Annotated in this window: 24 protein-coding genes; 8 read left to right on the plus strand and 16 right to left on the minus strand. The window is 71.5% G+C overall.

Annotation, left to right across the window (positions count from 1 at the left end):
- Nucleotides 1–42: 42 nt before the first annotated feature.
- The gene (locus ACP7BP_RS00580) at nt 43–858 is read left to right on the plus strand and encodes an alpha/beta fold hydrolase (protein WP_426241488.1); all 816 of its coding nucleotides are present in this window, start codon (nt 43–45) and stop codon (nt 856–858) included.
- Nucleotides 859–864: 6 nt separating this feature from the next.
- Here the strand turns inward: ACP7BP_RS00580 and ACP7BP_RS00585 are convergent, their stop codons facing one another.
- The gene (locus tag ACP7BP_RS00585) at nt 865–1,842 is read right to left on the minus strand and encodes a helix-turn-helix transcriptional regulator (RefSeq protein ID WP_426241490.1); all 978 of its coding nucleotides are present in this window, start codon (nt 1,840–1,842) and stop codon (nt 865–867) included.
- Between the two features lie 90 nt (nt 1,843–1,932).
- Between ACP7BP_RS00585 and ACP7BP_RS00590 the strand changes: the two genes are divergently transcribed.
- Nucleotides 1,933–3,423 (plus strand): DHA2 family efflux MFS transporter permease subunit, encoded by a 1,491-nt coding sequence (locus ACP7BP_RS00590; RefSeq protein WP_426241492.1) that lies wholly within the window; start codon nt 1,933–1,935, stop codon nt 3,421–3,423.
- Nucleotides 3,424–3,519: 96 nt separating this feature from the next.
- On the opposite strand, the gene ACP7BP_RS00595 is transcribed toward ACP7BP_RS00590, so the two are convergent.
- From ACP7BP_RS00595 to ACP7BP_RS00605, 3 genes are read right to left on the minus strand one after another with little or no spacing between them, the layout of a single operon-like run.
- On the minus strand, nt 3,520–4,587 hold the full coding sequence (locus tag ACP7BP_RS00595) for an ABC transporter permease (RefSeq protein WP_426241494.1): 1,068 nt from the start codon (nt 4,585–4,587) through the stop codon (nt 3,520–3,522).
- Nucleotides 4,584–5,483, minus strand: a complete 900-nt coding sequence (locus ACP7BP_RS00600) for an ABC transporter ATP-binding protein (RefSeq protein WP_426241496.1) — start codon at nt 5,481–5,483, stop codon at nt 4,584–4,586. The genes ACP7BP_RS00595 and ACP7BP_RS00600 overlap by 4 nt, the downstream gene beginning before the upstream one ends.
- A 24-nt stretch (nt 5,484–5,507) precedes the next feature.
- Nucleotides 5,508–10,388 carry an NAD-glutamate dehydrogenase gene (locus tag ACP7BP_RS00605; RefSeq protein ID WP_426241497.1) on the minus strand — a complete coding sequence of 1,627 codons (4,881 nt, stop codon included), beginning with the start codon at nt 10,386–10,388 and terminating at the stop codon, nt 5,508–5,510.
- Nucleotides 10,389–10,465: 77 nt separating this feature from the next.
- Here ACP7BP_RS00605 and ACP7BP_RS00610 point away from each other — a divergent pair, with 77 nt between their 5' ends.
- Nucleotides 10,466–10,945 carry a DUF2505 domain-containing protein gene (locus ACP7BP_RS00610; RefSeq protein ID WP_426241499.1) on the plus strand — a complete coding sequence of 160 codons (480 nt, stop codon included), beginning with the start codon at nt 10,466–10,468 and terminating at the stop codon, nt 10,943–10,945.
- Here the strand turns inward: ACP7BP_RS00610 and ACP7BP_RS00615 are convergent.
- The 4 genes from ACP7BP_RS00615 to ACP7BP_RS00630 all read right to left on the minus strand — a co-directional run bounded on the left by ACP7BP_RS00615 (nt 10,933) and on the right by ACP7BP_RS00630 (nt 14,776).
- A complete protein-coding gene (locus tag ACP7BP_RS00615) occupies nt 10,933–11,073 on the minus strand; it encodes a hypothetical protein (protein WP_426241501.1) in 141 nt (46 codons plus the stop codon). The two genes, ACP7BP_RS00610 and ACP7BP_RS00615, sit on opposite strands and share 13 nt — an antisense overlap.
- 78 nt (nt 11,074–11,151) lie before the next feature.
- Entirely contained in the window at nt 11,152–12,780 is a 1,629-nt protein-coding gene (gene pruA, locus ACP7BP_RS00620) for an L-glutamate gamma-semialdehyde dehydrogenase (RefSeq protein WP_426241502.1), read from the minus strand.
- A gap of 215 nt (nt 12,781–12,995) precedes the next feature.
- On the minus strand, nt 12,996–13,322 hold the full coding sequence (locus tag ACP7BP_RS00625) for a DUF6912 family protein (protein ID WP_426241504.1): 327 nt from the start codon (nt 13,320–13,322) through the stop codon (nt 12,996–12,998).
- A complete protein-coding gene (locus ACP7BP_RS00630) occupies nt 13,319–14,776 on the minus strand; it encodes a WS/DGAT/MGAT family O-acyltransferase (RefSeq protein WP_426241506.1) in 1,458 nt (485 codons plus the stop codon). The genes ACP7BP_RS00625 and ACP7BP_RS00630 overlap by 4 nt, the downstream gene beginning before the upstream one ends.
- Nucleotides 14,777–14,901: 125 nt before the next feature.
- On the opposite strand from ACP7BP_RS00630, the gene ACP7BP_RS00635 reads away from it, so the two are divergent.
- Together ACP7BP_RS00635 and ACP7BP_RS00640 are read left to right on the plus strand one after the other, a co-directional pair.
- A complete protein-coding gene (locus tag ACP7BP_RS00635; RefSeq protein WP_426241507.1) occupies nt 14,902–15,267 on the plus strand; it encodes a hypothetical protein in 366 nt (121 codons plus the stop codon).
- Nucleotide 15,268: 1 nt separating this feature from the next.
- Nucleotides 15,269–16,609 carry a hypothetical protein gene (locus tag ACP7BP_RS00640; RefSeq protein ID WP_426241509.1) on the plus strand — a complete coding sequence of 447 codons (1,341 nt, stop codon included), beginning with the start codon at nt 15,269–15,271 and terminating at the stop codon, nt 16,607–16,609.
- On the opposite strand, the gene ACP7BP_RS00645 is transcribed toward ACP7BP_RS00640, so the two are convergent.
- Entirely contained in the window at nt 16,572–17,840 is a 1,269-nt protein-coding gene (locus ACP7BP_RS00645; protein ID WP_426241511.1) for an AAA family ATPase, read from the minus strand. The genes ACP7BP_RS00640 and ACP7BP_RS00645 overlap by 38 nt on opposite strands.
- Nucleotides 17,841–17,842: 2 nt before the next feature.
- On the minus strand, nt 17,843–18,496 hold the full coding sequence (locus tag ACP7BP_RS00650) for a hypothetical protein (RefSeq protein ID WP_426241512.1): 654 nt from the start codon (nt 18,494–18,496) through the stop codon (nt 17,843–17,845).
- Nucleotides 18,497–18,623: 127 nt separating this feature from the next.
- Here ACP7BP_RS00650 and ACP7BP_RS00655 point away from each other — a divergent pair, with 127 nt between their 5' ends.
- The gene (locus ACP7BP_RS00655) at nt 18,624–18,872 is read left to right on the plus strand and encodes a helix-turn-helix domain-containing protein (RefSeq protein WP_426241514.1); all 249 of its coding nucleotides are present in this window, start codon (nt 18,624–18,626) and stop codon (nt 18,870–18,872) included.
- 13 nt (nt 18,873–18,885) lie between these two features.
- Here the strand turns inward: ACP7BP_RS00655 and ACP7BP_RS00660 are convergent, their stop codons facing one another.
- Genes ACP7BP_RS00660 through sigE form a run of 3 tightly spaced genes read right to left on the minus strand, consistent with a single transcriptional unit; the run spans nt 18,886 to nt 21,568 of the window.
- Nucleotides 18,886–20,376: a S1C family serine protease gene (locus ACP7BP_RS00660; protein WP_426241516.1), complete on the minus strand. Its 1,491-nt coding sequence runs from the start codon at nt 20,374–20,376 to the stop codon at nt 18,886–18,888.
- A complete protein-coding gene (locus ACP7BP_RS00665; RefSeq protein ID WP_426241518.1) occupies nt 20,373–20,909 on the minus strand; it encodes an anti-sigma factor family protein in 537 nt (178 codons plus the stop codon). The genes ACP7BP_RS00660 and ACP7BP_RS00665 overlap by 4 nt, the downstream gene beginning before the upstream one ends.
- 11 nt (nt 20,910–20,920) lie before the next feature.
- On the minus strand, nt 20,921–21,568 hold the full coding sequence (gene sigE / locus ACP7BP_RS00670; RefSeq protein ID WP_426241520.1) for an RNA polymerase sigma factor SigE: 648 nt from the start codon (nt 21,566–21,568) through the stop codon (nt 20,921–20,923).
- Nucleotides 21,569–21,822: 254 nt separating this feature from the next.
- Between sigE and ACP7BP_RS00675 the strand changes: the two genes are divergently transcribed.
- Nucleotides 21,823–22,464 (plus strand): O-methyltransferase, encoded by a 642-nt coding sequence (locus tag ACP7BP_RS00675; protein WP_426243365.1) that lies wholly within the window; start codon nt 21,823–21,825, stop codon nt 22,462–22,464.
- 2 nt (nt 22,465–22,466) lie between these two features.
- Here ACP7BP_RS00675 and ACP7BP_RS00680 read toward each other — a convergent pair whose 3' ends face one another.
- Genes ACP7BP_RS00680 through ACP7BP_RS00690 form a run of 3 tightly spaced genes read right to left on the minus strand, consistent with a single transcriptional unit; the run spans nt 22,467 to nt 24,516 of the window.
- Nucleotides 22,467–22,811, minus strand: a complete 345-nt coding sequence (locus ACP7BP_RS00680) for a hypothetical protein (RefSeq protein WP_426241522.1) — start codon at nt 22,809–22,811, stop codon at nt 22,467–22,469.
- Nucleotides 22,808–24,346: a leucyl aminopeptidase family protein gene (locus ACP7BP_RS00685; protein WP_426241524.1), complete on the minus strand. Its 1,539-nt coding sequence runs from the start codon at nt 24,344–24,346 to the stop codon at nt 22,808–22,810. Before ACP7BP_RS00685 ends, ACP7BP_RS00680 begins: the two co-directional genes overlap by 4 nt.
- Nucleotides 24,347–24,348: 2 nt before the next feature.
- A complete protein-coding gene (locus tag ACP7BP_RS00690; RefSeq protein WP_166191440.1) occupies nt 24,349–24,516 on the minus strand; it encodes a DUF3117 domain-containing protein in 168 nt (55 codons plus the stop codon).
- Between the two features lie 166 nt (nt 24,517–24,682).
- On the opposite strand from ACP7BP_RS00690, the gene ACP7BP_RS00695 reads away from it, so the two are divergent.
- Nucleotides 24,683–25,468, plus strand: a complete 786-nt coding sequence (locus ACP7BP_RS00695) for a PaaX family transcriptional regulator C-terminal domain-containing protein (protein ID WP_426241527.1) — start codon at nt 24,683–24,685, stop codon at nt 25,466–25,468.
- The last annotated feature ends 13 nt before the right edge of the window (nt 25,469–25,481 follow it).

Genomic DNA, 25,481 nt, shown 5'->3' on the forward strand with positions numbered 1-25,481 from the left:
GGAGCAGACATGTCCACCACCACCGCCCGCAGGGAGACGACCGTGAGCACGACTTCCGAGACCCGGCACTCCGTCTCGACCGACGGCACCCGCATCGCCTACGACGTCACCGGCACAGGCCCGGCGCTCGTGATCGTCGACGGCGCGCTGTGCCAGCGCTCGATGGGGCCGGCCCGGGGCCTGGCCTCGGCGCTCGCCGGCGACTTCAGCGTGCACACCTACGACCGCCGCGGGCGCGGCGAGAGCGACCCCGGCGCGACGGCGTACTCACCGCAGCGCGAGATCGAGGACCTCGCCGCCGTCATCGGCGCCGCCGGTGGCTCGGCACACGTCTTCAGCGCCTCGTCCGGAGCCGCCCTGGCCCTGGCCGGCGCCGCGGCCGGCCTGCCCATCGAGCGGCTGGTCGCCTACGAGGCGCCGTTCATCGTCGACGACACCCACGTCCCCCACGACCCCGACCTCGGCGAGCGCAGCCGGGCCCTGGTCGAGGGTGGCCGTCCCGGTGACGCCGTGCGGCTCTTCATGCGGACCGTCGGGGTTCCGGGCCCGATGCTGGCGCTGATGCGCCTCCTGCCGGTGTGGAAGAAGCTCACCGGCGCGGCGCACACCCTGCCCCACGACTACGCCATCGTGCTGGAGCACCAGCAGGGCCGACCGCTGCCAGACGGCGTGTACGCCGGCAGCACGACGCCCACGCTGGTGATCGCCGGCGGCAAGTCACCGGCGTACATGAGGAACTCGCAGGCCGCCATCGCGGCCGCCGTGCCCGATGCCCGGCTCGAGACGCTGCCCGGCCAGACGCACATGATCAAGGCCAAGGTCGTGGCACCGGTCGTCACGCGGCACCTGCTCGGGTGAAAGCCGTCAGGCCGGCGCGCTCGCGGCGGCCGCGGTGAGCCGGGACGACCACTCCTCGAGGGTCTCGACCACCGCGGCCGGCGCGGACTCGATCGTCACCGGCGCCTCGAGCATGGCGAGGCCGAACGCCGCCCAGCGCGCGTCGTTGGCCTCGATCTCCAGGCGGCACGAGGTCTCGTCCGATGCCACGATCGTCGCCCAGGGCCCGATGCGCGGCGTCACGTGCGACTCCGGCGCCGCCACCGTCACGACCAGGCGCATGGTCTCCCCGCGAGAGAGCCCCTTCCTCACGTACGCCGCGGCGTCGCCGCCCGGGATGTCGCGGGGCCGGAAGATGGCCCGGGTGCCCTCGGGATCGCGCAGCCGGTCCATCCGGAAGGACCGCCAGTCCTGTCGGTCGAGGTCGTAGCCGAGCAGGTACCACTTGCGTCCGACGGTGACGAGACGATGCGGCTCGACGTGCCGGCGCAGGGCCTCGCCGGGGGCGCTGCCTCCCTTGGCGGTGTAGTGGAACCGCAGCCGTTCCTGGTCGCGGACCGCCTGGGCGACGCTGCTCAGCACCCCGGCCTCGACCTCGGGCGCCTGCGAGAACGGCGAGTCGACGGTGGCGGCGCGCAGCGCCTCGGCGCGCCGGCGGAGCCGGGTCGGGAGCACCTGGACGACCTTCGACAGTGCCGAGAGGGCAGCCTCCGACAAGGAGCCGCCCATGCCGCTCGCCGTACTCCCGAGGGCGACGACCATCGCGATCGCCTCGTCCTCGTCGACGACCAGCGGCGGCATGGAGCCACCCCGGCCCAGCTGGTAGCCGCCCTCGACGCCGCGGCTCGAGTGCACCGGATAGCCGAGATCGCGGAGCCGTTCGATGTCGCGGCGCAGGGTGCGCTCGGAGACTTCGAGTCGTCCGGCGAGCTCGGCGCCGGCCCAGAAGCGGTGCGTCTGGAGCAGCGTCAGCAGACGCAGCGTGCGAGAGCTGGTGTTGGCCATGACCCCAGATTGCCAGACATACCGGACAGAAAGTGACCGCTTGCCTCCCTAGCGTGAGAACCACAGGAAGCCACCACCCGAGGAGCACACATGAGCACCACCGTCGAAGTGCCGCAGCAGCCCGAGGACGCCGTCGTCGCGGAGGCACCGATCAGCGGCAGGGCCCGGAGCGCCGCGCTGATCAGCCTCCTGCTCGCCTCCACCATGGAGCTGATCGACACCACCATCGTCAACGTCTCGCTGCCCAGCATCGAGGCGGACATGGGGGCCAGCGGGTCGCAGCTGCAGTGGATGGTCGCGGCCTACCCGCTCGCCTTCGCGGTGGCACTGATCACGGGATCCCGGCTCGGCGATGCGTTCGGCCGCAAGCGGCTGTTCGTCGGCGGGCTGGTCGCGTTCATCGCGATGTCGGCGGCGTGCGGGCTCGCTCCCAACCCCGAGACGCTCGTCGCCTTCCGGGCCCTGCAGGGCCTCGGCGCAGCGGCGATGATCCCGCAGGTGATGTCCAACATCCAGGTGATGTACGCCCCCGAGGAGCGCGCGAAGGCCATGGGTGCGTTCACCGGCCTGGCCGGTATCGCCACCGTCGCCGGGCCTGTGCTGGGCGCCGTGCTCACGGAGGCCGACATCGCCGGCACCGGTTGGCGCGCGATCTTCCTGGTGAACGTCCCGGTCGGCATCGGTGCGCTGTACGCCGCGCTCCGCTTCATCCCCGAGTCGCGCTCGGCCGCCCGGCCCAACCTCGACCCGCTGGGCGTGCTCATGCTGGCCGGCGGCCTGCTCGCCGTGCTCTACCCCCTCACCATGGGCCGCGAGCAGGGCTGGCCCGCCTGGGTCTTCGCCCTGATCGTCGCCGGCGGCGTGCTGCTCGCCCGCTTCGTCTCCAGCCAGCGTCGCGCCGAGCGGGAGGGTCGCGAGCCGCTGGTCGCGCTGAGCCTCTACCGCGAGCGCTCGTTCGCGGGTGGCTCGGCCGTGCTGATGCTGCTGTTCGTGTCGATGGGCGCCTACTTCCTGGCCCAGACCATCTACTTGCAGGCGGGGCTCGGCTGGTCGGTGCTGAAGGCCGGGCTGACCGGCATCCCGTTCGCCGTGACGACGGCCGCCATGGCCGGTTTCGGCGTGGTCGTGCTGGCGCCGAGGATCGGCCGCCGGGTGCTCCAGATCGGAGCGCTCGTGCTGGCTGCGGGCGCGGTCGTGCTGGCCATCACGGTGCAGGTCGCCACCCCGGACACCACGTTCTGGGCGTTCATCCCGGGCTTCGTGGTGACCGGAGCAGGCTTCGGCCTGATGGTGGCCCCGATCGGCATGTTCACCGTGGCCGACGTGCCGGTCGAGCACGCCGGCTCCGCCTCCGGCCTGTTCAACACCACCGGTCAGCTGGCCAACGCGATCGGCGTCGCGGTGCTCGGCACGGTGTTCTTCGAGATCGCCGACAGCTCCACGTCGCGGCTGCCCGCGGACATCTTCGCACCGGCCTTCCAGGTGACGCTCGGGCTGGTCGCGCTGCTCATGGTGGTGGCCTGGCTCGCCTCCCGCGCGCTTCCGGCGGTGGCCCCCGAGGAGCCGGTCGAGCTGCACTGACGGTCCCGATCACGCCCCCGATCACAAGGGCGGTCGTGGCTCCGTCGAGCCGCGGCCGCCGTCGTGCCCGGTCGGGTCAAGGGAGGCAGACCGGCCTCAGGTGGTCTCCCAGCGGAAGACCCGGGCGGCCACGAGGGTCACCACGATCGCGAAGCCGGCGAGTACGGCGAGTGGCAGGGCGATCGCCGTAGCCGGCTCCCCCCGCACCATGACGTCGAGCATGCCGTCGTTGAGCCACCGCAGGGGCAGGCACTTCGAGACCGCCTGCAACCATCCCGGGGACCCCTCGAGCGGGAAGAACGACCCGCTCAGGAACGACATCGGCAGCACGATGAAGTTGGCCATGTTGACCGCACCCTCGGTCGACTTCGCCACCGCGCCGGCCAGCAGGCCGATCGCCATGAAGCACAGCGTGCCCACGACCAGCAGCGGGATGGCCGCCGGCCACGCACCGGTCAGCTGGAGCCCGAAGGCCGCCACCCCGAGCCCGAGGAAGATCGCCATCTGCACCAGCGCGACGCCGATGGTCACCACGACCCGGGCGGCCACCACCGTGGTCGTCGAGACCGGGGACAGCTGCAGTCGCCGCAGCAGCTTGGAGTTGCGCCAGCCGTTGAGGGTCGCGGCCGCGCCGAAGGACGCGCTCATCGCGATCGCCCAGCCCAGCAGACCGGGCGTCACGAACTGGATGGTCTTCAGCGAGTCGTCCTCGACCGGCTGCGACTCGAACGAGTAGGTGGGCGGTTGCCCCGACACCGCGACGTTGCTGCCGTCGACGAACGACCGCAGCGTGCCCTGGGTGATGCCGGCCTTCACCTGGTCGGTCTGGGTGTAGTGCGCGACCAGGGTCTCGCCGTCCATCTGCACGGCGACGTCGGCGTCGCCCTTGCGCACGGTCCGGATCGCCGCCTCGAGGTCGTCCTCGTGCTCGATCTCGAAGGTGTCCTCGAACGCCTGCTTCGCCTCCTTCGGCAGGTCGTCGATCAGGCTGACGTTGCCCACCTCGATCAGCTCGACCTTCGACTGGCTCTGGTCGCTGAAGATGCCGCCGAAGAGCACCAGGAACATCAGCGGGAAGATGATCGCGAAGAACACCGAGGCCCGGTCGCGCAGGAAGCCCTTGATGATGGCCGTGGCCAGGGCCAGGAACGCACTCGACCTCATGCCCTGTACTCCCGTCCGGTGACGTCGAGGAAGACGTCCTCGAGGGTCCCCGAGGCCACCGCGACCCCGTCGAGGTGGCCGTTGTCGGCAAGCTTCGTGAGCACGACGGCCGGCTGGCGCGTCGTGAGCACGAGCCCGTCGGTGTCGAGGTGCACCTTCTCGATCCCGGCCATCGCCTCGGCCTCCGACTGCTCGAGCTGGCCGGCGGCGACGGTGATCCGGGTGGGCGCGTCCAGCGAGCGGATCAGCTGGCGCGGGGTGTCGAGCTTCAGCACCTGGCCGCGGTCCATGATCGCGACCCGGTCACAGAGCACCTCCGCCTCGTCCATGTAGTGCGTGGTGAGCACGACGGTGCGCCCCGAGTCGTTGAGCCCGGCGAGCAGGTCCCACAGGTTGCGCCGGGCCTGCGGGTCGAGCGCGGCGGTCGGCTCGTCGAGGAACACGACGTCGGGGTCGTGCACGAGGGCGCATGCGATGGACAGCCGCTGCATCTGGCCGCCCGAGAGGTCTTCGACGCGAGTGTCGACCTTGTCCTCCAGTCCCACGCGTTCGAGCCACTCGTCTCCGCGCTTCGGCGCGACGCCGTACAGCGCGGCGAACGTGTGGATCTGCTCGCGGGCCGAGAGCCGTTCGAAGAACGACGACGCCTGGAGCTGCACCCCCATCCGCGGCAGCAGCCGTGGGTTGCGCGGCCAGGGCTTCTCCCCCAGCACCGTGACGGTCCCCGCGTCGGGCTTCCGGAGGCCCTCGATCATCTCCAAGGTGGTGGTCTTGCCTGCACCGTTAGGTCCGAGGATGCCGAAGAACTCTCCTTCGGCGACCTCGAAACTCACCCCGTTGACTGCTCTGAGCTCCCCGTAGGCCTTGGCGAGGTCATTGACCTCGATGGCTCCCATGCCCCAGAGGTTAGCGACGTGGCCTCAGCCGGCTGCGAGCAGTGCCCGTACGACGCGCAGCCCCACAGACATCCTCGCCAGGTCGGGGTTGTCGTCGGAGCAGATCTCCTCGAGCGTGGCGGCGGACCGACCGACCAGATCGGGCTCGGTGTCCTCCCACGTGGCGACCCGTGCCGGCGCGGACTCCTCGTCGGAGGTCTTGTCGAGCACCTGGGCGGTCAGCTGGGCGTGCACGGCGTACAGGTCGTCGCGCAGGGCGGCCCGTGCCATCGTCTGCCAGCGATCGTCTCGCGGCAGGCTGATGATGCGGCTCACCAGGCCCGGGAGGCCGAGGCGCTCGCCCAGCGCGAAGTGCACGCGCGCCACCTCTGCCGCGTCGATGCCCTCCCGTTCGGCCGTCTCGATGACGTTGAGCAGGGCGTACGACGGCGGCAGCACGGCCACCCGCGTGGCCAGCTCCTCCGGCACCCCGTCGGCCACCAGTGCGTCACGGCGCTCGATGAACGCCCCGAGCTCGCGACCGCTCATCAGGTCGGGCAGCTCGGCCATCACCTTCTGCACCGGCACCTCGAAGAAGTCGACGGTGGCCTCGCTGTCGAGGGGAGGCCGCCGGTTGTTGACGAGCCACCGCGAGGCGCGCTCGACGAGGGTGCGCATCTCGATCCGCATCCGGGTCTGCACCGAGGCCGGCAGCACGTTGTCGTAGGACTTGAGGTCGTCGCGCAGCTGGAGCGAGCCGAAGATCTCGCGGCCCACGAAGTTGGCGCGGGCCAGGTCGGCCGCGGAGGCGCCGGTCTCACCGGCGAGTCGCGGCCAGAAGGTCATGCCCGCGCCGTTGACCAGGTCGTTGACGACCTGCGTCACGATGATCTCCCGGCGCAGCGGGTGGTCGAGCATCGGGGCGCGGTAGCCCTGCCGCATCTTGGACGGGAAGTAGGCGAAGAGGTCGGCCCGCAGGAAGGGGTCGTCGGGCAGGTCGGAGGCCAGCAGGTCCTCGGCGAGCACGATCTTGGTCCAGGCGAGGAGCACGGAGAGCTCGGGCACGGACAGCGCGTCGCCCTGCTCGAGGCGGCGGCGTACCTCCCGGGTCGTCGGCAGCCCCTCGAGCTCGCGGTTGAGCACACCGCGACGCTCGAGCGCCTTCATCCAGTCCTCGTGCACGTGCAGGAGCCCCGCCGCGTTGGCTGCCGCGTTGGCGAGCGCGACGTTCTGCTCGTAGTTGTCGCGCAGGACCAGGTCGGCCACCTCGTCGGTCATCTCGGCCAGCAGGGTGTTGCGCTGCTTGCCGGTGAGGTCTCCGTCGGTGACCACCTTGTCGAGCAGGATCTTGATGTTCACCTCGTGGTCGGAGGTGTCGACGCCGGCGGAGTTGTCGATGAAGTCGGTGTTCATCCGGCCGCCCTCACCGCCCCGCCCGAACCGGGCGTACTCGACGCGACCGAGCTGGGTGAGGCCGAGGTTGCCGCCCTCGCCGACGCACTGCGCACGCAGCTGACCGCCGTCGACGCGGATCGCGTCGTTGGCCTTGTCGCCGGCGTCGGCGTGGGTCTCGTCGGAGGCCTTGACGTAGGTGCCGATGCCTCCGTTCCAGAGCAGGTCGACCGGCGCCAGCAGGATCGCCTTCATCAGGTCGGCCGGTGTCATGCTCAGCACGTCGCCGTCGATGCCGAGGGCGGTCCGCACGGCGTCGTTGAGCGGGATCGACTTCAGGCTCCTGCTGAAGACGCCGCCGCCCGGAGAGATCAGGGACTTGTCGTAGTCCTGCCAGCTCGACCGGGGCAGGTCGAAGAGGCGCTTGCGCTCGACGTACGTCGTGGCGGGATCCGGGTCGGGGTCGAGGAAGATGTCGCGGTGGTCGAAGGCCGCCACCAACCGGGTGTGCTCCGAGCAGAGCATGCCGTTGCCGAAGACGTCGCCCGACATGTCTCCGATGCCGACGGCCGTGAAGTCCTCGGCCTGGCAGTCGATGCCACGCTCGCGGAAGTGCTGCTGCACCGACACCCACGCGCCGCGGGCGGTGATGCCCATGGCCTTGTGGTCGTAGCCGACCGAGCCACCGGAGGCGAAGGCGTCGCCCAGCCAGAAGCCGTAGTCGTGGGCGACGCCGTTGGCGATGTCGGAGAAGGTCGCGGTGCCCTTGTCGGCGGCGACGACGAGGTAGGAGTCGTCGCCGTCGTGGCGTACGACGCCCGCGGGCGGCACCGTCTCGCCGTCGACGCGGTTGTCGGTGACGTCGAGCAGGCCGCAGATGAAGGTCTTGTAGGAGGCGACTCCCTCGGCGAGCCAGGCATCGCGGTCGGACGCGTCGGGCAGCTGCTTGGCGAAGAACCCGCCCTTGGCGCCGACCGGCACGATCACGGTGTTCTTCACCATCTGGGCCTTGACCAGGCCGAGGACCTCGGTGCGGAAGTCGTCGCGCCGGTCCGACCAGCGCAGGCCGCCTCGCGCGACCGCGCCGAAGCGCAGGTGCACGCCCTCCACGCGCGGGCTGTAGACGAAGATCTCGTACTTCGGCCGCGGCTCGGGCAGGTCGGGGATCGCCGACGGCTCGAGCTTGAACGACATGTAGTCGTGCACGCCCCCGCCGGTGGCCTGCTGGAAGTAGTTGGTGCGCAACGTCGCGTTGATGTGGGTGAGGTAGGAGCGCAGGATGCGGTCCTGGTCGAGGCTGACGACGTCGTCGAGCGCCTTGGCGAGCTTCTCCTGAAGTGCGTCCACCAGGGCGACCCTGGCCTCGGCGTCGGCGGGGAGGTGGTCCTTGCCGGGGTCGAAGCGCGCCTCGAACAGCTGCACCAGCAGCCGGGTGATGTCGACGTTGCCGAGCAGCGCGTCCTGGATGTAGTCCAGCGCGAACGGCGAGTTGCCCTGCCGCATGTACTTCGCGTAGGCCCGGAGCACGGTGGCCTGACGCCAGGTCAGCCCGGCGGCGAGGACCAGCGCGTTGAAGCCGTCGGTCTCGTTGTAGCCGTCCCAGACCGCACGCAGCGCGTCGACGAACAGCTTCCGCGCCGGCTCGGGCAGCTCACGGCCGTAGCGCAGCCCGAACTCGTAGATGTAGGTCTCGCGGCGCAGGTCGTCGAGACGGTAGGGCCGCTCGTCGACGACCTCGACGCCCATCGACGAGAGCATCGGCAGCACCTGCGAGAGGGAGAGCGGCGGCCCGATGCGGAACACCTTGAGCCGGGCCTCGCCGCGGCCCGCGTCCACGTGCGCGTAGAGCGCGAGATCGATGCCCTCCTCGCCCTCGATCGCCTCGAGCCGGCCGAGGTCTGCCGACCCCGTGCGGGCGGTGAAGTCCTCCTTGTAGGCCTCGGGGAACGAGTCGAGGTAGGCGCGGCCGAGGCGCGAGCCCCGCTCGTCGCCGTACTCCCCCACCACCGCGGTGGTGAAGTCGTCTCGCCACGATCGCGACGCGTCCGCGAGGCGGCGCTCGATGTCGTCGGTGTCGATGTCGCCGATGTGGCCGCCCTGGGGCGGGTGCACGACGAAGTGCACGCGTGCCGTCGACGACTCGTTGACCCGGGCGGTGAACTCCACGGAGTCACCGCCGAGACGCTCCTTGAGGATCTCGGCGAAGCGCTCGCGCACGCCGGTGTTGTAGCGGTCGCGGGGCAGGTAGACGAGCACGGAGACGTAGCGGCCGTAGGTGTCGCGGCGGACGAACGCGCGCAGCTGCCGGCGCTCCCCGGCGTACATCACATTCTCGGCGATCGGCGCGAGCTCCTCGACGGGCGTGTGGAACAGCTCGTCGCGCGGGTAGTTCTCGAGGGTGTCCATCAGCGCCTTGCCGGCGTGGCTGCGCGGGTCGAAGCCCGCGACGCGCTGCACCTCTGCGGCCTTCTCGCGCAGCAGCGGGATGCGGGTCAGCGACTCGGTGTAGGCACCGCTGGAGAACAGCCCGAGGAAGCGACGCTCCCCGACGACCTCGCCGTTGTCGTCGAACTTCTTGATGCCCACGTAGTCGAGGTACGCCGAACGGTGCACGGTCGCGCGCGAGTTGGCCTTGGCCAGCACGAGCAGGGTCTGCTCGCGGGCCTTCGCCTTGGCCAGGGCGGGCAGCTTGCCGAAGGATGTCGACATGTCCTGGTCGGCGCGCAGGATGCCCAGGCCGGTGCCGGGAACGGCGCGCAGCAGGACGTCGTCGCCGTCGTCCTCGAGCTTGTACTCGCGGTAGCCGAGGAAGGTGAAGTGGTCGGCGGCCAGCCAGGCCAGCAGCTCGCGGCCCTGGCGCAGCTCCTCGGCGGCCAGGCGGGGAGGGGTCTCGGTGAGCTCGTCGACGATGGCCTTGATCTGGGCCTGCATCTTCCCCCAGTCCTCGACCGACTCGCGGACGTCCTGGAGGACCCTGCGCAGCGACTCCTCGATCTCGGCGACGTCCTCCTCATCGGTGATGCGGTCGATCTCGACGTGCATCCACGACTCGGCGATCGCCTGGTCATCCGGAGCGACCTCGCCCTCCTCGACCGCGTGGACTCCCTCGAGGAGCCCGGTGATGTCGCGCAGGGCCTCGAACTGCGGGTGGATGACGGCATGCACGTTGCGCAGGAGCCGGTCCAGCTCCATGGTCACGGAGTCGACGAGGAAGGGCATGTCGTCGGTGACGATCTCGACCACCGAGTGGCCACCCGCCGACCATCCGGACTCCGCGAGGCCGGGCGTGCTCACCCGCACGACGGCGCGGCCCTGCGGGCGGGTCTCGGCGAGCTTGTAGTGGCTGGCCAGCGCGCCGTACAGGTCGGTGGGGCTGCGGTCGACCACGTCCTCGGGAGCCACGTGCCGGTAGTAGGCATTGAGCAAGGACCCGACGGACTCGTGCGGCGGCCCGCCCGTGCCCTTGCTGCCTCGGGCGACGTCAGCCGCCTTCTCGATCAGTGCTGCCTTGTCGTCCTCGAGCGTGGTGGGCACAGGGCGACCCTAGGACGCGTGTCGTAGCCCACACAACACGGGTGGCACCCAAGGGGGTATGGGCCATGATGTCGGCCATGACCACACGGCTGACGCACCTGCTCACCTACGACGCACCGCTGGCCGCGGTGGCCGCGATGCTCGCGGATCCGGCCTTCCGCGAGGCGGTCTGCGACGCCCAGCGCGTGCTGCGCCGCAGCGTCACGGTCGAGCCCGCCGGGGAGGGCAAGCGCGTGCGGATCGACCAGGTGCAGGCAGCCACGGGACTGCCGTCGTTCGCCACGAGGCTCGTGGGCGACGAGATCGAGATCGTGCAGCAGGAGGACTGGTCGACCGCGGACCAGGCGAGCATGACGATCGCCATCCCAGGCAAGCCGGGCGACATCGCCGGGACCATCCGGCTGGCGGAGGCCGGCGGCGTCACCACCCAGACCGTCGACATGACGATCAAGGTCGGCGTCCCGCTGGTCGGCGGAAAGATGGAGGGTTTCGTCTCCGACCTGCTGCTCAAGGCGCTCAAGGCCGAGAACAGGGTCGGTCGCGACTACCTCTCCTGATCGGCGACCCGGTCGTGCCGGCGGCGCAGCCACACCACGACGCCGAGCACCACGAACGGGCCGAAGGCCAGCAACAGCGTCAGCAGCTGCTCGAACGGGTGCAGGGCACCCAGATGCATGGCGGTCACGGTGACATCGTCCCCCACCGGCCCGCAGACCCGTCAGCACCACCCCTCGGCGTCGTCGGGGAGGACGAGCACACGAGCTCAGCCCATGTGCGGGTAGTGATGGTCGGTCGGCGGGACGAACGTCTCCTTGATCGACCGCGGGCTGCTCCAGCGCATCAGGTTGACCGCGGCACCGGCCTTGTCGTTGGTGCCCGACGCGCGACCGCCGCCGAAGGGCTGCTGCCCGACGACCGCACCGGTCGGCTTGTCGTTGATGTAGAAGTTGCCGGCGGCGAAGCGCAGCTCGCGGCGGGCCCAGGCGATCGCCGTACGGTCCTGGGCGATGATCGCGCCGGTCAGGGCGTACGGCGCGAAGCTCTCCATCTGCGCCACGACCTGCTCGAAACGGTCGTCGTCGTATACGTGCACGGCCAGGATCGGACCGAAGTACTCGTCGGAGAACATCTGGTCTGTCGGGTCGGTGGAGGTGATCACGGTCGGCCGGACGAAGTAGCCGATCGAGTCGTCGGTCTGGCCACCCGCCAGCAGGGTGAGGTGCTTGTTGCGGCTCACCCGCGCGAGCGCCTTCTTGTGCTTGGCGAAGGCTCGCTCGTCGATGACCGCGCCCATGAAGTTGGACAGGTCGGTGACGTCGCCCATGGTGAGGTTCTCGACGTCGGAGAGGAACCGGTCCTTCATCCGGTCCCACACCGAGCGGGCGACGTACGCCCGGGAGGCGGCCGAGCACTTCTGGCCCTGGTACTCGAACGCGCCACGGATCATCGCGACCCGGAGGACGTCGGGGTCGGCGCTGGGGTGGGCGACGATGAAGTCCTTGCCACCGGTCTCGCCGACGATGCGCGGGTAGCCGCGGTAGCGGTCGATGTTCTCTCCGACGGTGCGCCACAGCCGGTGGAAGGTCGGCGTCGACCCGGTGAAGTGGATGCCGGCCAGGTCGGGATGGGCCAGGGCGACCTTCGAGACGTCGAGTCCGTCGCCGGGGAGCATGTTGATGACGCCGGGCGGCATGCCGGCCTCGTCGAGGAGCTCCATCGTGAGGCTGGCCGCCAGCTGCTGCGTGGGCGACGGCTTCCAGATGACGGTGTTGCCCATCAGTGCCGGCGCGGTGGGCAGGTTGCCGGCGATCGCGGTGAAGTTGAAGGGCGTGATGGCGTAGACGAAGCCCTCGAGCGGCCGGTGGTCGGTGCGGTTCCAGATGCCCGGGCTGTTGGCGATCGGCTGGTCGTGGTGGATCTGCTTCGCGTAGTGGACGTTGAAGCGCCAGAAGTCGATCAGCTCGCACGCGGCGTCGATCTCGGCCTGGAAGGCGGTCTTCGACTGACCCAGCATGGTGGCGGCGTTGAGGCGCTGGCGCCACGGACCGGCCAGCAGGTCGGCCGCCTTGAGGATGATGGCGCACTTCTCGTCGAACGGCATCCGCTGCCACGGCAGGGCGGCGGCCTTCGCTGCCTTGATGGCCGCCTCGGCGTCCTTGGTCGTGGAGTTCCTCATCGTCCCGAGGACGTGCTGGTGGTCGTGCGGCTGCACGACCTTGATCTCGGCACCGCCGCCGTTGCGCCTACGGCCGTTGATGTGGGCGCGCAGCGTGTGCTGCTTGCGCTCCATCCGGTCCAGCTCCGCGACCAGGGCGTCCCGTTCGGCGCTGCCGGGGGCGTAGGTGAGGTTCGGCTCGTTGACAGGAGCCGGGGGCGTGGTGACTGCGTCCATGCCTGCGAGCGTAGCGACCGGGGCGACCGGTGCGGTCGGAGCCGAGGCGGCGGGCATGCCCACCAGCCAGCCAGCTTCAGCCGGACGTCGGCGGTGCCTCAGCCACCTTCAACCGACCACGGACTGTGGCTGACCCACCGCCCCGGCGACGGTGAGCCAGCCACCTTCAGCCGGACGTCGGCGGTGCCTCAGCCACCTTCCACCAGCGGACGCGATCAGAGCAGGAGCGGGATCTCCTGGGAGGCGAACCACGCGAGGTCGTCGTCGGGATCGGCGTCGTCCTCGGTGTCGACGTGCACGGCCACCACGTCGCGCCAGGCGATGTCGCCCTCGCCGCTCGTCTCGGCGACGAGCACGCACCGGCGGCCCGGTCCGTGGAGCAGCTGCTGGGAGAGGTCGGCCGCGGTCATCAGCGCGGCGTACTCGGACTCCTCGTCGTCGCCGGCCGCCACCACGCGGTCCGCCGATGCCGGCACGGTCCCGGTGCTGTGCCAGTCGCCGAGCAGGTCCACGGTGGCGGCGACGTAGACGCGGGCGCTCATGTAGTGCCCTTCGTGGTCGGCGGAGCGGTCTTCTTGCGACCGCGTGGTGCCCGCGGGCGGGCGGGGCTGGCGGAGTCGAGCAGCTCGTCGAGCGCCTCGACGACACACTGACCGAGCACGTCGGCGTCGGGCAGCAGGTCGCGGTCGACGGTGATGCCGTAGAAGACGCGCCCGTCGTACGACGTGACGCCGATCGCGAGGGCGTGGCCCGGGAGCAACGGGTGGACGGGGTAGCTCTCGAGCATCCGGGCGCCGGCGGCGTACAGGGGGAACTGCGGGCCGGGCACGTTGGTGACCGAGAGATGGAAGCCCCGGCGCAGCTCCTGGGCGGCGACCCGCGAGCCGAGAGCGTGGAACGTCGTCGGTGCGAACCCGGCGATGCCCGCCAGGCGCTGGGCGCCGACGGCGCGGCCGGTCTCGCCGTGGTTGTGGAAGGCGTAGCTGACCTGGTGCAGGCGCACCACCGGGCTGGGCTCGCCGATCGGCAGGGTGACCTCGTGGCCGGCGATCTGAGTGCCCAGCGACGTGGCCTCGAGCTCGTCGTCGATTACCGACATCGGCACCATCGCCTTGAGCTTCCGCACCCCGCCCATCGACTCGGTCCGGGTCATCAGCCAGCCACGCAGGGCACCCGTGACGGTGGCCAGGATGACGTCGTTGACGGTGCCCCCGTGGACGCGGCGGATGCGCTGGTAGTCCTTGAGGTCGGTGGTCACCGCGACGAAGCGGCGCTGCTGGGACAGCACGCCGTTGACCGGGGACTCCGGCACCGGGCGCCGGTTGGAGAGGGCGCCGGCGACGGCGCCCACGCGGTTGAGCGCCTGCTCGGCGGTGCGCAGCGCGAAGCCGACGTTGCTGCGCACGGTGTTCACGATCGTGATCGGGTCCTGCACCGACTCGGCGACGGCGTCGCTCACCAGTGAGGCCCGTGTCGGGCGGGAGCGGGCCTGCCACTCGTCCTGGCCCAGCGTCTTGGCGTCCGGGGAGTCGTCGAGCAGCACCTGTCCGAGGTCGACGGTGCTGACGCCGTCCACCAGGATCTGGTGAGACTTGGACAGCACCGCCACCCGGCCGCCGTCGAGCCCCTCGAAGAAGTAGACCTCCCAGAGCGGCCGTTGCCGGTCGAGTGGGCGCGAGATGATCCGCGCGGTCAGCTCGCGCAGCTGGTCGAGGGTGCCGGGCCGCGGGAGCGCGGACCTGCGGACGTGGTAGGCGAGATCGAAGTCCGGGTCGTCCGCCCAGACCGGGTTGGCCAGTCTGCCCGGCACCGACTGCAGTCGCTGGCGGTAGCGCGGCACGAACGCGATCCGGTCGCCGATCAGCGCGACCAGGCGGCGGTAGTCGAACCCGCTCTCGCCGGGGTCGAAGATCTCGAGCGTGGCGTTGTGCATGGGCGTCGTGGGCGATTCGGCGGCCAGGAAGGCCAGGTCCCGAGGCCGCAGCCGCTCGCTCATCGTGCCCCTCTCCGGCCGCCGTCGGGTGGTTTGCCGCCTCATGCGATTCTGGCAGACGGAGGCAGTGAAGCACGTGAGCCCGGCCCGCCGGGGACCACATCGACAACAAGAGGAGCTACCCGAGCATGCGTCGTACGACGATGATCCTGATGGGGCTGTGTCTGGCCGTCACGACCCTGGCCGGCTGCGCCGACGACAAGGAGCCGGCCGCGCACCCGTCGTCGCACCCCACGTCCTCGGTCGACATCACCTTCTCCGGCGACTCGGTCGAGCCCAACGGCGAGCGCATCGAGGTCGAGGCCGGCGAACCGCTCACCCTGAACGTCACCGCCGACGCCCCCGGCGAGATCCACGTCCACTCGACGCCCGAGCAGGAGCTGGAGTACGACGCGGGCACGACCAAGCTGGAGCTGACGATCGACCAGCCGGGCGTCGTGGACGTCGAGTCGCACCACCTCGACGTCACCATCCTGCAGCTCGAAGTCCGCTGAGGTGGACCGAACCACCCTCGCGCACGGCATCGGCGGCGCCAAGGACCTGCCGATCTCGCCCGAGCTGGCGATCGCGGGCGCGGTCGCCGCGCTCACCATCTCGTTCACCGTGCTGGCGCTCGCCTGGCGCACCCCCCGCTTCGACGCCGCGACGTCGGGCCGGCGCGCGCCGCGAGTGCAGGCGCTCGTCGACGCCCCGTGGTTCGGGATCGCCGCCCGGGTCGTCGGGATGGTCCTGTTCGCCTACACCCTGCTCGTCGCCGTGGCCGGCAAGGACCTTCTCACCAACCCGTTCTTCGGCATGTTCTACGTGCTGCTGTGGGTCGGCCTGATCCCGGCCTCGTTGCTCCTCGGCCCGGTCTGGAAGGCCATCAGCCCGGTCCGCACCCTCAACGCCGGCTTCGCCCGAGTGGCCGGCAGTGACGCCGAGTCCGGCATGTACGACTACCCCTCCCGGCTGGGCTACTGGCCCGCGGCCGTGGGCCTCTTCGCATTCGTCTGGCTCGAGCTGGTCTACCCCTACTCCACCGAGCTCGGACCGGTACGCCTGTGGTTCGCGGCCTACGTCGCCGCGATGCTCATCGGTGGCGCACTCTTCGGCAACCGCTTCTACGCGTACGGCGACCCGTTCGAGGTGTTCTCCACGCTGGTCGCCAAGCTCTCGGTCTGGGGCCGCCGTCACGCCCCGGGTGACTCCGGGCCCGGTCAGCTCGTCGTACGCATGCCGCTGGCGAACCTCGACACGGTCGTGCCCGGGCCGGGCCTCGTCGGCGTGGTGGCCGTGCTCTTCGGCTCGACGGCCTTCGACTCCTTCAAGGACTCCAGTCGATGGGTGCGCTTCGTCCAGTCCAGCTCGGTGAGCACCGAGGTGCTCAACAACCTCGCCCTGCTGGGGTTCTGCGTCGCCGTCGGCGTGATCTTCGCGATCGGCACCATGGCCACCGGCGTCTCGGCGGGGACCCGCCGCAGCTCGCTGCCCGGGCTCTTCGCGCACTCGATCGTGCCCATCATCGTCGGCTACTTCTTCGCGCACTACCTGACCTACTTCATGGAGCAGGGCCAGACGACGATCATCCAGATGAGCGACCCGCTCTCGCGCGGGGACAACCTCCTGGGCACCGGGAACTGGTCGGTCAACTACTGGCTGTCGTTCCACCCGACGTTCCTGGCGAACAGCAAGGTGCTCGGCGTCGTGGTCGGCCACGTGCTGGGCGTCGTCGCCGCGCACGACCGCGCGATCAAGCTGCTCCCCCAGCGGCACCACCTGACCGGTCAGCTGCCGCTGCTCTTCACCATGGTCGGGTTCACCGTCGGCGGGCTCTACCTGCTGTTCGCCGCCTGAAGCCGGTACGCCGGTCCGCCGCGGCCGCCATCGTCGCCGGGAACATCGCGTCGACCAGGCCGCCGATGGCTCCGCTCAGCGGGGTCTCGCCGCCCTCGGAGAGACTGCGACCGGCGACCAGGGCCCGGTCGACCGCAGCACGGTCGTCGGGCAGGAAGTGCAGCCCCGAGATGCGTGCGAAGCCCTCGACCATGCCGGCGATGTCCTTCTCCGCCCAGCCCAGGCTCGGCCGCATCCGGTTGACGGCGACCCGTACCGGCCGGCCCCCGGTGAGCTCGCGCAGGTCGACGAGGGCGCGGGCCAGCCGGGACAGCCCGACCGGGTCGGCCGAGCCGACGACCAGGATGTCGTCGGCGACCTCGAGCGCCTCGAGGGTCATCGTGTTGCGGGCGGGGGCGGCGCCGAAGTCGGAGCCGCGGTCCTGCTCGACGCTGAAGCCGGTGTCCACGACGACGTGGGACTGCTCGCGGGCCAGCTCGAGGACGTCGGTGATCGCGCCGGCGCGCACCTCGACCCAGCGGTCGGCGCGCGGCAGCCCGGTGAGCACGCCGAGGTGGTCGCCGACCGCGCGTCGTACGCTCGGGAACCGCTCGCGCAGCTGACCGCTGCTGGCCAGCCGGGCCGCCGACAGCACGCCGGAGACCTCGTCGAGGATGCCGAGGTGCTGGGCCACGGCGCCGGCCCACGGGTCGGCGTCGACGAGCAGTGTGGTCGCCCGGCGGCTCGCGAGCTGGGTCGCCAGCGCGGTGGCGACGGTGGTGCGCCCCGGCGCCCCGGCAGGACCCCACACGACGACGACCCGGTGGCTGCCCGGCTCCATCGCCGTGACCGGCACGACCGGGCCGGCGTCGGCCTCGTCTCGGATGCGGGTGTCGGCGAGGTCCTCGACGCTGGTGACCGACCCACCCAGCTCCCCGAGGTCTGAGACAGCCACCACCGTGGAGATGCCGAGGCTGGCCGCGCGAGCACCGGTCTCCTCGTGGCCGGGGTCGGCGACCACCGCGACCGGGCGGACGGCGTGACGCCGCAGGTGGGCGATCGCAGCCGCATCCAGCCCGGGGGCGTCGAGCGAGAGCACCACGACGTGGGCCTGGCCGGTGCCGGCGGAGGCGAGCAGGTCGTCGACGTCGACGCAGCGCTTGAGCACGACGACGCCGGCTGCGCCGGAGAGCGACTCGAGGGCGGTCGACTCCCACGTCGCGCCCGAGGCGAGCAGCAGGACGCAGATCATCGTCAGCCCCGGCCGACGAGCATCACCCGGCCGGCGCCGCTGGCCAGGATCAGGTCGGACAGGTCGGTCTCGGTCGGGATGCCCAGGACGAGCTGCCGGTCGCTGGAGGTCGAGCCGAAGTCGGAAGACCCGCTGGGGGTGTCGATGACCGCGACGTCCTCGACGGCCAGCCGGGCCTGTGCCTTGGCGTCGTCGGTGGAGTCGGGGACGATCCACACGTCGACCCGCGACCCGGGTGCGACCGAGGTGGGCACCTGCGAGCTCGGGACCGACACCGACAGCGAGACGGTGCCGGCGGCCTCGGCGGTGCCGAGGGCGTCACGGGGCAGCAGCTCGCCCGCACCCACGCCACGGGTCAGGACCAGGTCGGTGGGCAGCTCGTCGTCGACGCGGAGGTAGCGCTCGGCATCGGTGGGCTCGGCGAAGCGCACCCGCGTCTGCTCGAGGTCTGCCTCCTCGACCAGGTCGCCGGGTGCCAGGTCCCCGGCGACGCCCCACACTGCGATCGAGTCATCGGCCGCGCCGACGATCCGCGCCCCGGCCACCACCGAGGCGGCCACGATGGCCACGCCGATCCACAGGCGGGGATCGCGCCACCCCGGTGGTCGCGCGCGGACAGCTGGCGGTGCGTCGTTCTTCCCGAGATCGTTCTGCACCCGCCCATCATGCCGGTCCGGTCGCGATCGGTGCAGGGGGTTCTCCACAGCCCGTGTCCCGCCCCGCTGTCCACAGGAGGATGGGACGAAGAGGGATCCTCAGCCCCGGGAGTGGCACGATGGGGGCATGGCAGGCACCCCCCGCTTCCTGACGCTCGCCGACGTGGCCGAGGTGCTCAACACCTCCAGCGCGCAGGTCTACGCGCTCGTCCGGCGCGGCGAGCTGTCGGCCATCAAGATCGGCGGCCGCGGCCAGTGGCGCGTGGAGTCCACCCAGCTCGAGCAGTTCATCGAGCAGATGTATGCGCAGACCCGCGACTTCGTCGACCAGCACCCGTTCGTCGAGGCCGACGCCGCCCGCGTCGTCGAGGAGTAGCCAGGCTGCTCGGTCAGCCGACCTCGGAGTCGAGCGTCACCTTCACGTCGCGCTCCTCGCCGTCGCGCACGACCGTGAACTCGACGGTCTCGCCGGGCTGGTGGGTCCGGATCGACACGATGAGCGCGATGCCGTCGGTCACCCGGTGGCCGTCGACGGCCACGATGAGGTCGTCCTTGCGCAGGCCGGCGTCCTCGGCGGGGGTGTCCGCCATGACCTGGTCGATCCGAGCGCCGTCGGTGGTCCGGCCACCGGTCTGCACCTGGGCGCCGATGACCGGGTAGCGCGCCTCTCCGGTCTCGAGGATCTGGTCGGCGGTCACCCGCACCTGCTCGATGGGGATGGCGAAGCCGACGCCGATGTTGCCGGACTCCCCCGCGAATCCCCCGCCCGTCGTCGCGATCGCGGAGTTGACCCCCACCACCTGACCGCCGAGGTTGACCAGCGGACCGCCGGAGTTGCCGGGGTTGATCGCCGCGTCGGTCTGCACCGCGTTGATGTACGACGAGTCGTCGGCCGAATCCCCCGTCGTGACCGGGCGGTTGAGGGCCGAGACGATGCCCGCGGTGACGGTCTGGCTCAGGCCCAGCGGCGAGCCGAAGGCGACCACCGGGTCGCCGACCTTGAGGTTGAGCGAGGCGCCGAGGGCGGCCGGCTGCAGGTTGGAGGCGTCCTTGACCAGCAGCACCGCGAGGTCGTAGACGGCGCTGCGTCCCACCACGGTGGCCGGGTAGGCGTTGCCCTCGGCGTCGACGACCTCGATCGGCCCGTCGTCCTCCGCGGAGCTCGCCACCACGTGGTTGTTGGTGATGACGTGTCCCTGCCGGTCGAGCACGAAGCCCGAGCCGGTGGCGCCGTCCGCCTCACCCTCGAACTCGGCCAGGATCTGGACCGTGCTCGGCAGCAGCTCCTGCGCGACCGCGGCCACCGAGCCGGTCGCGGGGTCGATGGGGGCCTCCGAGCGGGTGTCGACGGAGTCGAGGCCACCGCTGACCGTGTTGTCGTCGTCGAGGCTGTCGATCACCACGGCACCCAGGACGCCCCCACCCAGTCCGATGACCAGCGCCAGGGCGGCCACCGCGGGCCAGAGCCAGCCCGGAACGCGGCCTCGCGGCGCGGGGTCGGTCCGGTGGGCGGTGGGCATCGGAGAGGTGCCGTAGGCGCCCTGCGGGCCGGCGTACTGGCTCGTCGGCGGGCCCCAGTACGGCGTGTGCTGGGGTGGGATCGGCGACGGGCCCGGGCTCCCGGCGGGGCCGAAGCCGGGCACCGGGCCGACCATGCCGGTGTCCACGTCGTCCTGGTCGGCGCCCGCCCGGTGCTCGCGGGCCGGCTCGACGTGGGGCTGGGAGGGCGTCACCCAGCCGTCGGAACGCCCGGTCAGCCGATCGTGGTGGAGCGGCCGGGTGGGCTCGGTGTCTGCGGGTGAGGATTCTTGCTGGTCCTGCGCGTCGTCGTGCTGCTCGTCGCGCTCACCGTCAGGACGGTCCGAGTCGTTGTCGTTCACGGACCCATCTTCTCGCGGATGGCGGCCTGCCGCACGAGGCGGGTGCGACGCTCATCGCTACCGGTGGTGGCACCGTCGGACGGTGTGGCCGTCGCGGTGGGCCGGGTCAGGCTGGTGACAGGGGCGCGCCGCTCCAGCTGGGGCGCGTTGGCCGGACCGGCCCCGAGAGCCAGCACGCCGACGACGGCGACGCCGACGGCACCGCTGCCGATGACCCCGCCGACCACGCCCCCCACGAAGCTGCTGCCGCCGAAGCCGTGGCCCGAGGTGCGGCGCGGAGACCCGCCCGCCAGGTAGTCACCGGGGCGCGACCCCGCCAGCGGCTGCGCCAGCAGCAGCGAGTGCTTGAGCCGGTCGGGGGCGGCGGCGTCACCGTGTGACAGCCCCGCGAGGCGGGTCTTCACCATGCCCTCCCGCTCGACCAGGTCGCGGCACGGGTGGCACTGGTGCACGTGCTGCCACCAGCGCTCCTCCTCGGCCTCGGGCATGCGGCCGTCGAGGAGGGCGCTCACCCGAGTGCCCAGGTGGCCCATGACGGGAACCATCACGAGGTGCGTCCCATGACCTGGATGGGCCCCGTGGACGGGCCGGCGTAGCGCTGGCGGCCGTCGCCGGGCGCCCGGTGGGCGAGCCCGGCGCGCAGCATGGCGCGGCCGCGGTGGATGCGCGAGCGGACGGTGCCGAGCTTGGCGTCCATGATCTGCGCGATCTCCTCGTAGCTGAGGCCCTCGACGTCGCACAGCACGACGGCGGCCCGGAAGTCGGGAGGCAGCGTCGAGAGGGCGCGCTCGATGTCGTCGTCGAACGTCTGGTCGGCGTAGGCCATGTCGGGCGTCGGAGCGCCGCTCGTCAGCCGACTGGCCCGCTCGTCGGAGAGCGCGTCGAACCGGATCCGCTGCTTGCGGCGGGCCTGGTCGAGGAAGAGGTTCGTGGTGATCCGGTGCAGCCAGCCCTCGAAGGTGCCGGGCGTGTAGGTGTCGAGCGAGCGGAAGACCCGCACGAACACCTCCTGGGTGAGGTCCTCGGCGTCGTGGCGGTTGCCCGTCAGCCGGTAAGCGAGCCGGAAGACGCGGTCGGAGTGCCGCTCGACGATCTCGTCCCAGGTAGGCACCTCGGCGCTGGTGCTGGCCGCAGGGCTGCCCTCTGTGCTGTCTCCGGTGCCGTCGGCAGGAGGAGGTACGTCGGCAGGCACGGGAGCCTCCTGGGTGCCTCGGGACTTGCGAGGCGATGGACCGAAGAGCATGACCAGCCTGACGTTAGGGAACGGGCCTGAGAGGAACCTGTGAACGGGTCGCGATTCACCGGAGAAACCGTCTCTGTGAGGGCACAACGAGCCGGATGACCCGGCTGTTCCCTCAGGGTGCCACGGGTCCGGTTCGCGATAGGGTCGTGCCCTTGCTCCTCGCACGTGACCGCCCGACCCAGGAGGCCATCATCACCACGCCTATCAAGCCCGCGAGCTGGTCCTACGCCGAGTCCTTCGTGGCCGAGGACGACGTCCTGGCGGCCGCCCGTGCCCGCGCCGAGGAGGTGGGGGTCGTGCCGATCAGCCCCGGCTGCGGAGCCGCCCTGCGGTTCCTGGCCGCGGTGCTCGAGGCGCGCGCCGTCGTCGAGATCGGCACCGGCACCGGCGTGTCGGGCCTGTGGCTGCTCCGGGGCATGCGTCCCGACGGCGTCCTGACCACCGTCGACGTGGAGGCCGAGCACCAGCGCCTCGCCAAGGAGAGCTTCGCCGAGGGCGCGATCCCGGCCCAGCGCGCCCGGACCATCTCGGGCGCTGCGCTCGACGTGCTCCCCCGGCTGACCGACGGCCACTACGACCTCGTCTTCTGCGACGGCGACAAGCGCGAGTACTCCGCCTATCTCAAGGAGGCCCTGCGGTTGCTGCGGCCCGGCGGCGTGGTGGCCTTCGACAACGCCCTGTGGCACGACCGGGTGGCCGACCCGGCGCAGCGCGACGACCAGACGGTCGCCGTCCGCGAGCTCGGCAAGGAGGTCGCCGAGCACGAGTCCCTGGTGCCGGTGCTGCTGCCCGTCGGCGACGGCCTGCTCCTCGCGAAGAAGGAGTGGGCGGGCGACGCCGCCTGACCTCAGGAGCCGAAGCCGGCTCGCGCGCTGAAGCCTTCCCAGCCCTCGGCGACCGCGACCACGTCGCACTCCTCGATCAGCACGGGCGACGAGCCGATGATCCTCGAGCCCGGAGCGTCGGCTGCGCCGGCGGTGAACGTCTCCTGGAACTGGGCGCGCGCCTCGTCGGACCCGAAGACGTAGCAGCCCTCGAACCACTCGCCCGGCCGCATCCGCCAGGTCTTGAAGTGCAGCCCCGTCATCCCGGTGAACCTCGCGTGCGAGGTGTCCGCGACGTACGACGCGAGCTCGGCCTCGACGCCGGCGGGGGCCTCGGCGAGCGACCAGCGCACGGTCAGGCCCTTCACGCGATGCCCGTCAGGGGATCGTCCTGGCCCAGCCACGCCAGCAGGACGCGGGCACCGAACCCGGTGGGGCCGGTGGTCCACTCGTACTTCTCCGCGGGTGCGTCCCCCACGGACGCCACGTCGAGGTGCGCCCAGGGCAGCCCGCCGGTGAAGTGCTGGAGGAACAGCGCGGCGGTGATCGCCCCGGGCCCGCCCGGCGCGTTGTCGGCGTCCGCGACCTTGGAGGAGAGCAGCTCCTCGTAGTCGGCCGCCAGCGGGAACCGCCACAGCCGCTCGCCGGACTCGCGCCCGGCGGCGTAGATGGAGTCCGCCAGCGCGTCGTCGCTGGCGAAGAAGCCTCCGGTGCCCTGGCCGAGCGCGACCTTCATCGCGCCGGTGAGGGTGGCGACGTCGACGAGCACGTCGGGATCCAGCTTGTCTACGGCGTACGCCAGGGCGTCGGCCATGACCAGCCGGCCCTCGGCGTCGGTGTTGGTGACCTCGCTGGTGCGGCCGCCGTAGTGGGTGATCACGTCACCGGGGCGCAGGGCGTTGCCGGAGACGGCGTTCTCGGCGGCGGCGACCAGGCCGGTGACTCGCACCGGGCAGTCGACCGCGGCCAGCGCCGCCATCGTGGCCAGCACGACCGCCCCACCGGTCATGTCGCGCTTCATCGAGACCATGCCCTCGGCCGGCTTGATGTCGAGACCGCCGGTGTCGAACGTGATGCCCTTGCCGACGAGTACGACGTGGCGTGCCTTGCGCGCACCTCTGGCCGGCGCGTAGTCGAGCCTGATCAGACGCGGCGGGGTCGCGGAGGCCTGACCGACGCCGATGATGCCGCCGAAGCCGTCGGTGGCCAGCCGCTTCTCGTCCCAGACGTCGACCTCGAGCCCGGCCTCCCGGGCGATCTCGACGGCCTGGTCGGCGAGCCAGGGCGGGTTCTTGAGGTTCGCGGGCACGGTCGCGAGCATCCGCGAGCGCCAGCCGGCTCCGCCGATGGCGATCGCCCGGGCCAGCTCGGCGTCGAGACCGTCCACGTCGTCATGGCCGGCCAGTGCGATCCGGGCGACCGGCGTCTCCTTCGGACCCTGAGAGCGCCAGTGGAACCCGAACGAGCCCAGCATCGCGCCCACAACGAAGGCCGCGAAACCACCGTCCGGAGCGATCGAGGCGATCGTGGTGGCCACGCTGGCGCGGTCCTTGGTGGCCCGGGCGAGAGTGGCCCCCGCTCGCCGGAAGTCGTCGGGCGACTGAGCTCCGACGCCGACGAGCAGGACCAGGCGGACGCCGTCGTCGGCGGCGACCGGGACCGTGGTGACCTCGCCCGTCTTCCCGCTGGCCCTCGCCCCGTCCAGGGCGGCGAGCAGGTCGATGCCGAGAGCCTCTCCCGCCGCGTCGGCACCGGGCCCGAGCAGGACCGTGCCGCTCCCGTCGCCCGGCAGGACGGGGAACGCCCAGACCTCGACGCCGCCGATCTCGTGCGGCGCCAGCGCGCTGATGGCGAACTCAGGCGGTGAGACCTGCGAGGGCAGCGTGAGAGTCGTCTTCGCCACGATCAGCCGACGACGGCCTTGAGGGCATCGCCGAGCGCCCCGGCCTCCTCCGCGTTGAGCTCGACCACGAGTCGGCCCCCACCCTCGAGCGGCACGCGCATGACGATGCCGCGCCCCTCCTTGGTGACCTCCAGCGGTCCGTCGCCCGTCCTCGGCTTCATGGCCGCCATCCGCGCCACCTCTTCCTTCGTCGCAGCCCAGGCTGCTGTCGTGCTACCGCCTCATGGCACGTCGGAGCGGAAGGGCTCCGCTCCGACGACGTTTCAGGAGTCATTATTCCTCATGTCGGGCGTGACCGGGACCACAGGGCGCGTGCGGGGCTGGCAGACTCCTCGCATGCACGCCCGGTCAGCCCTCTTCGACGTCTACGGAGACCTGCTGTCCCAGCGCGGCAACCGGTCGTCGGTGGCCGGTCTGGTCCGGCTGCTTGCGCCGACGGGAATCGCCGCCCCGGCAGTGCGCACCGCCATCTCGCGCATGGTCAGCCAGGGCTGGCTGGAGCCCGCCACCGTGGCCGGAGCGCGGGGGTACGCCGCCACCGAGCAGGCGATCCGGCGCCTCGACGCGGCCCGCGAGCGGATCTACCGGCGTACCACCAGCGAGTGGGACCACCACTGGCAGCTCGTCTTCGTCTGCACGCCGATCGACCGGCCGGCCCGTGCCCGGGTCCAGCGTGAGCTGTCGTTCCTCGGCTACGCGGAGTTCTCCGACCTCGTGTGGGTCAGCCCGTTCGTACGCCGCGACCTCGACGTCGCCCTCGAGCGCGCGGGTGCGAGGGCCCACACCGCCGTGGCGAGCGACTTCTCGCCGCCGGGCGCCCCCGCGGCGGCGTGGGACCTCGAGCGCCTCGCCGCGGCGTACGCCACGTGGCTCGCGAGCGCAGAGGCCGAGATCGACCGGCACCTCGCCGGCCACGACGACCCCGACGAGGCGGCGTTCGCGGCCCGGTTCCACCTGGTGCACGAGTGGCGGAAGTTCCTCTTCGAGGACCCCGGCCTGCCCGACGAGCTGCTCCCGGCCGACTGGCCCGGCCGGGCGGCGGCGGCGTTCTTCACCGCCGCCGCCGAACGGCTGCAGCCCGGGGCGGACCGCTTCGTGGCGCGCACGCTCTCGGAGGGGTGAGGGGGACGCGCCG

It is taken from the genome of Nocardioides sp. LHG3406-4, assembly GCF_049897745.1.
Taxonomy (GTDB): domain Bacteria; phylum Actinomycetota; class Actinomycetes; order Propionibacteriales; family Nocardioidaceae; genus Nocardioides.

Coding starts and splice junctions, on each gene's coding strand:
- ACP7BP_RS00655 (WP_426241514.1), top strand. CDS start 18,624: ATGGCAGGCACCCCCCGCTTCCTGACGCTCGCCGACGTGGCCGAGGTG.
- ACP7BP_RS00695 (WP_426241527.1), top strand. CDS start 24,683: ATGCACGCCCGGTCAGCCCTCTTCGACGTCTACGGAGACCTGCTGTCC.
- ACP7BP_RS00590 (WP_426241492.1), top strand. CDS start 1,933: ATGAGCACCACCGTCGAAGTGCCGCAGCAGCCCGAGGACGCCGTCGTC.
- ACP7BP_RS00690 (WP_166191440.1), bottom strand. CDS start 24,516: ATGGCGGCCATGAAGCCGAGGACGGGCGACGGACCGCTGGAGGTCACC.
- pruA (WP_426241502.1), bottom strand. CDS start 12,780: ATGGACGCAGTCACCACGCCCCCGGCTCCTGTCAACGAGCCGAACCTC.
- ACP7BP_RS00595 (WP_426241494.1), bottom strand. CDS start 4,587: ATGAGGTCGAGTGCGTTCCTGGCCCTGGCCACGGCCATCATCAAGGGC.
- ACP7BP_RS00635 (WP_426241507.1), top strand. CDS start 14,902: ATGCGTCGTACGACGATGATCCTGATGGGGCTGTGTCTGGCCGTCACG.
- ACP7BP_RS00630 (WP_426241506.1), bottom strand. CDS start 14,776: ATGAGCGAGCGGCTGCGGCCTCGGGACCTGGCCTTCCTGGCCGCCGAA.
- ACP7BP_RS00665 (WP_426241518.1), bottom strand. CDS start 20,909: ATGGGCCACCTGGGCACTCGGGTGAGCGCCCTCCTCGACGGCCGCATG.
- ACP7BP_RS00625 (WP_426241504.1), bottom strand. CDS start 13,322: ATGAGCGCCCGCGTCTACGTCGCCGCCACCGTGGACCTGCTCGGCGAC.
- ACP7BP_RS00585 (WP_426241490.1), bottom strand. CDS start 1,842: ATGGCCAACACCAGCTCTCGCACGCTGCGTCTGCTGACGCTGCTCCAG.
- ACP7BP_RS00610 (WP_426241499.1), top strand. CDS start 10,466: ATGACCACACGGCTGACGCACCTGCTCACCTACGACGCACCGCTGGCC.
- ACP7BP_RS00600 (WP_426241496.1), bottom strand. CDS start 5,483: ATGGGAGCCATCGAGGTCAATGACCTCGCCAAGGCCTACGGGGAGCTC.
- ACP7BP_RS00645 (WP_426241511.1), bottom strand. CDS start 17,840: ATGATCTGCGTCCTGCTGCTCGCCTCGGGCGCGACGTGGGAGTCGACC.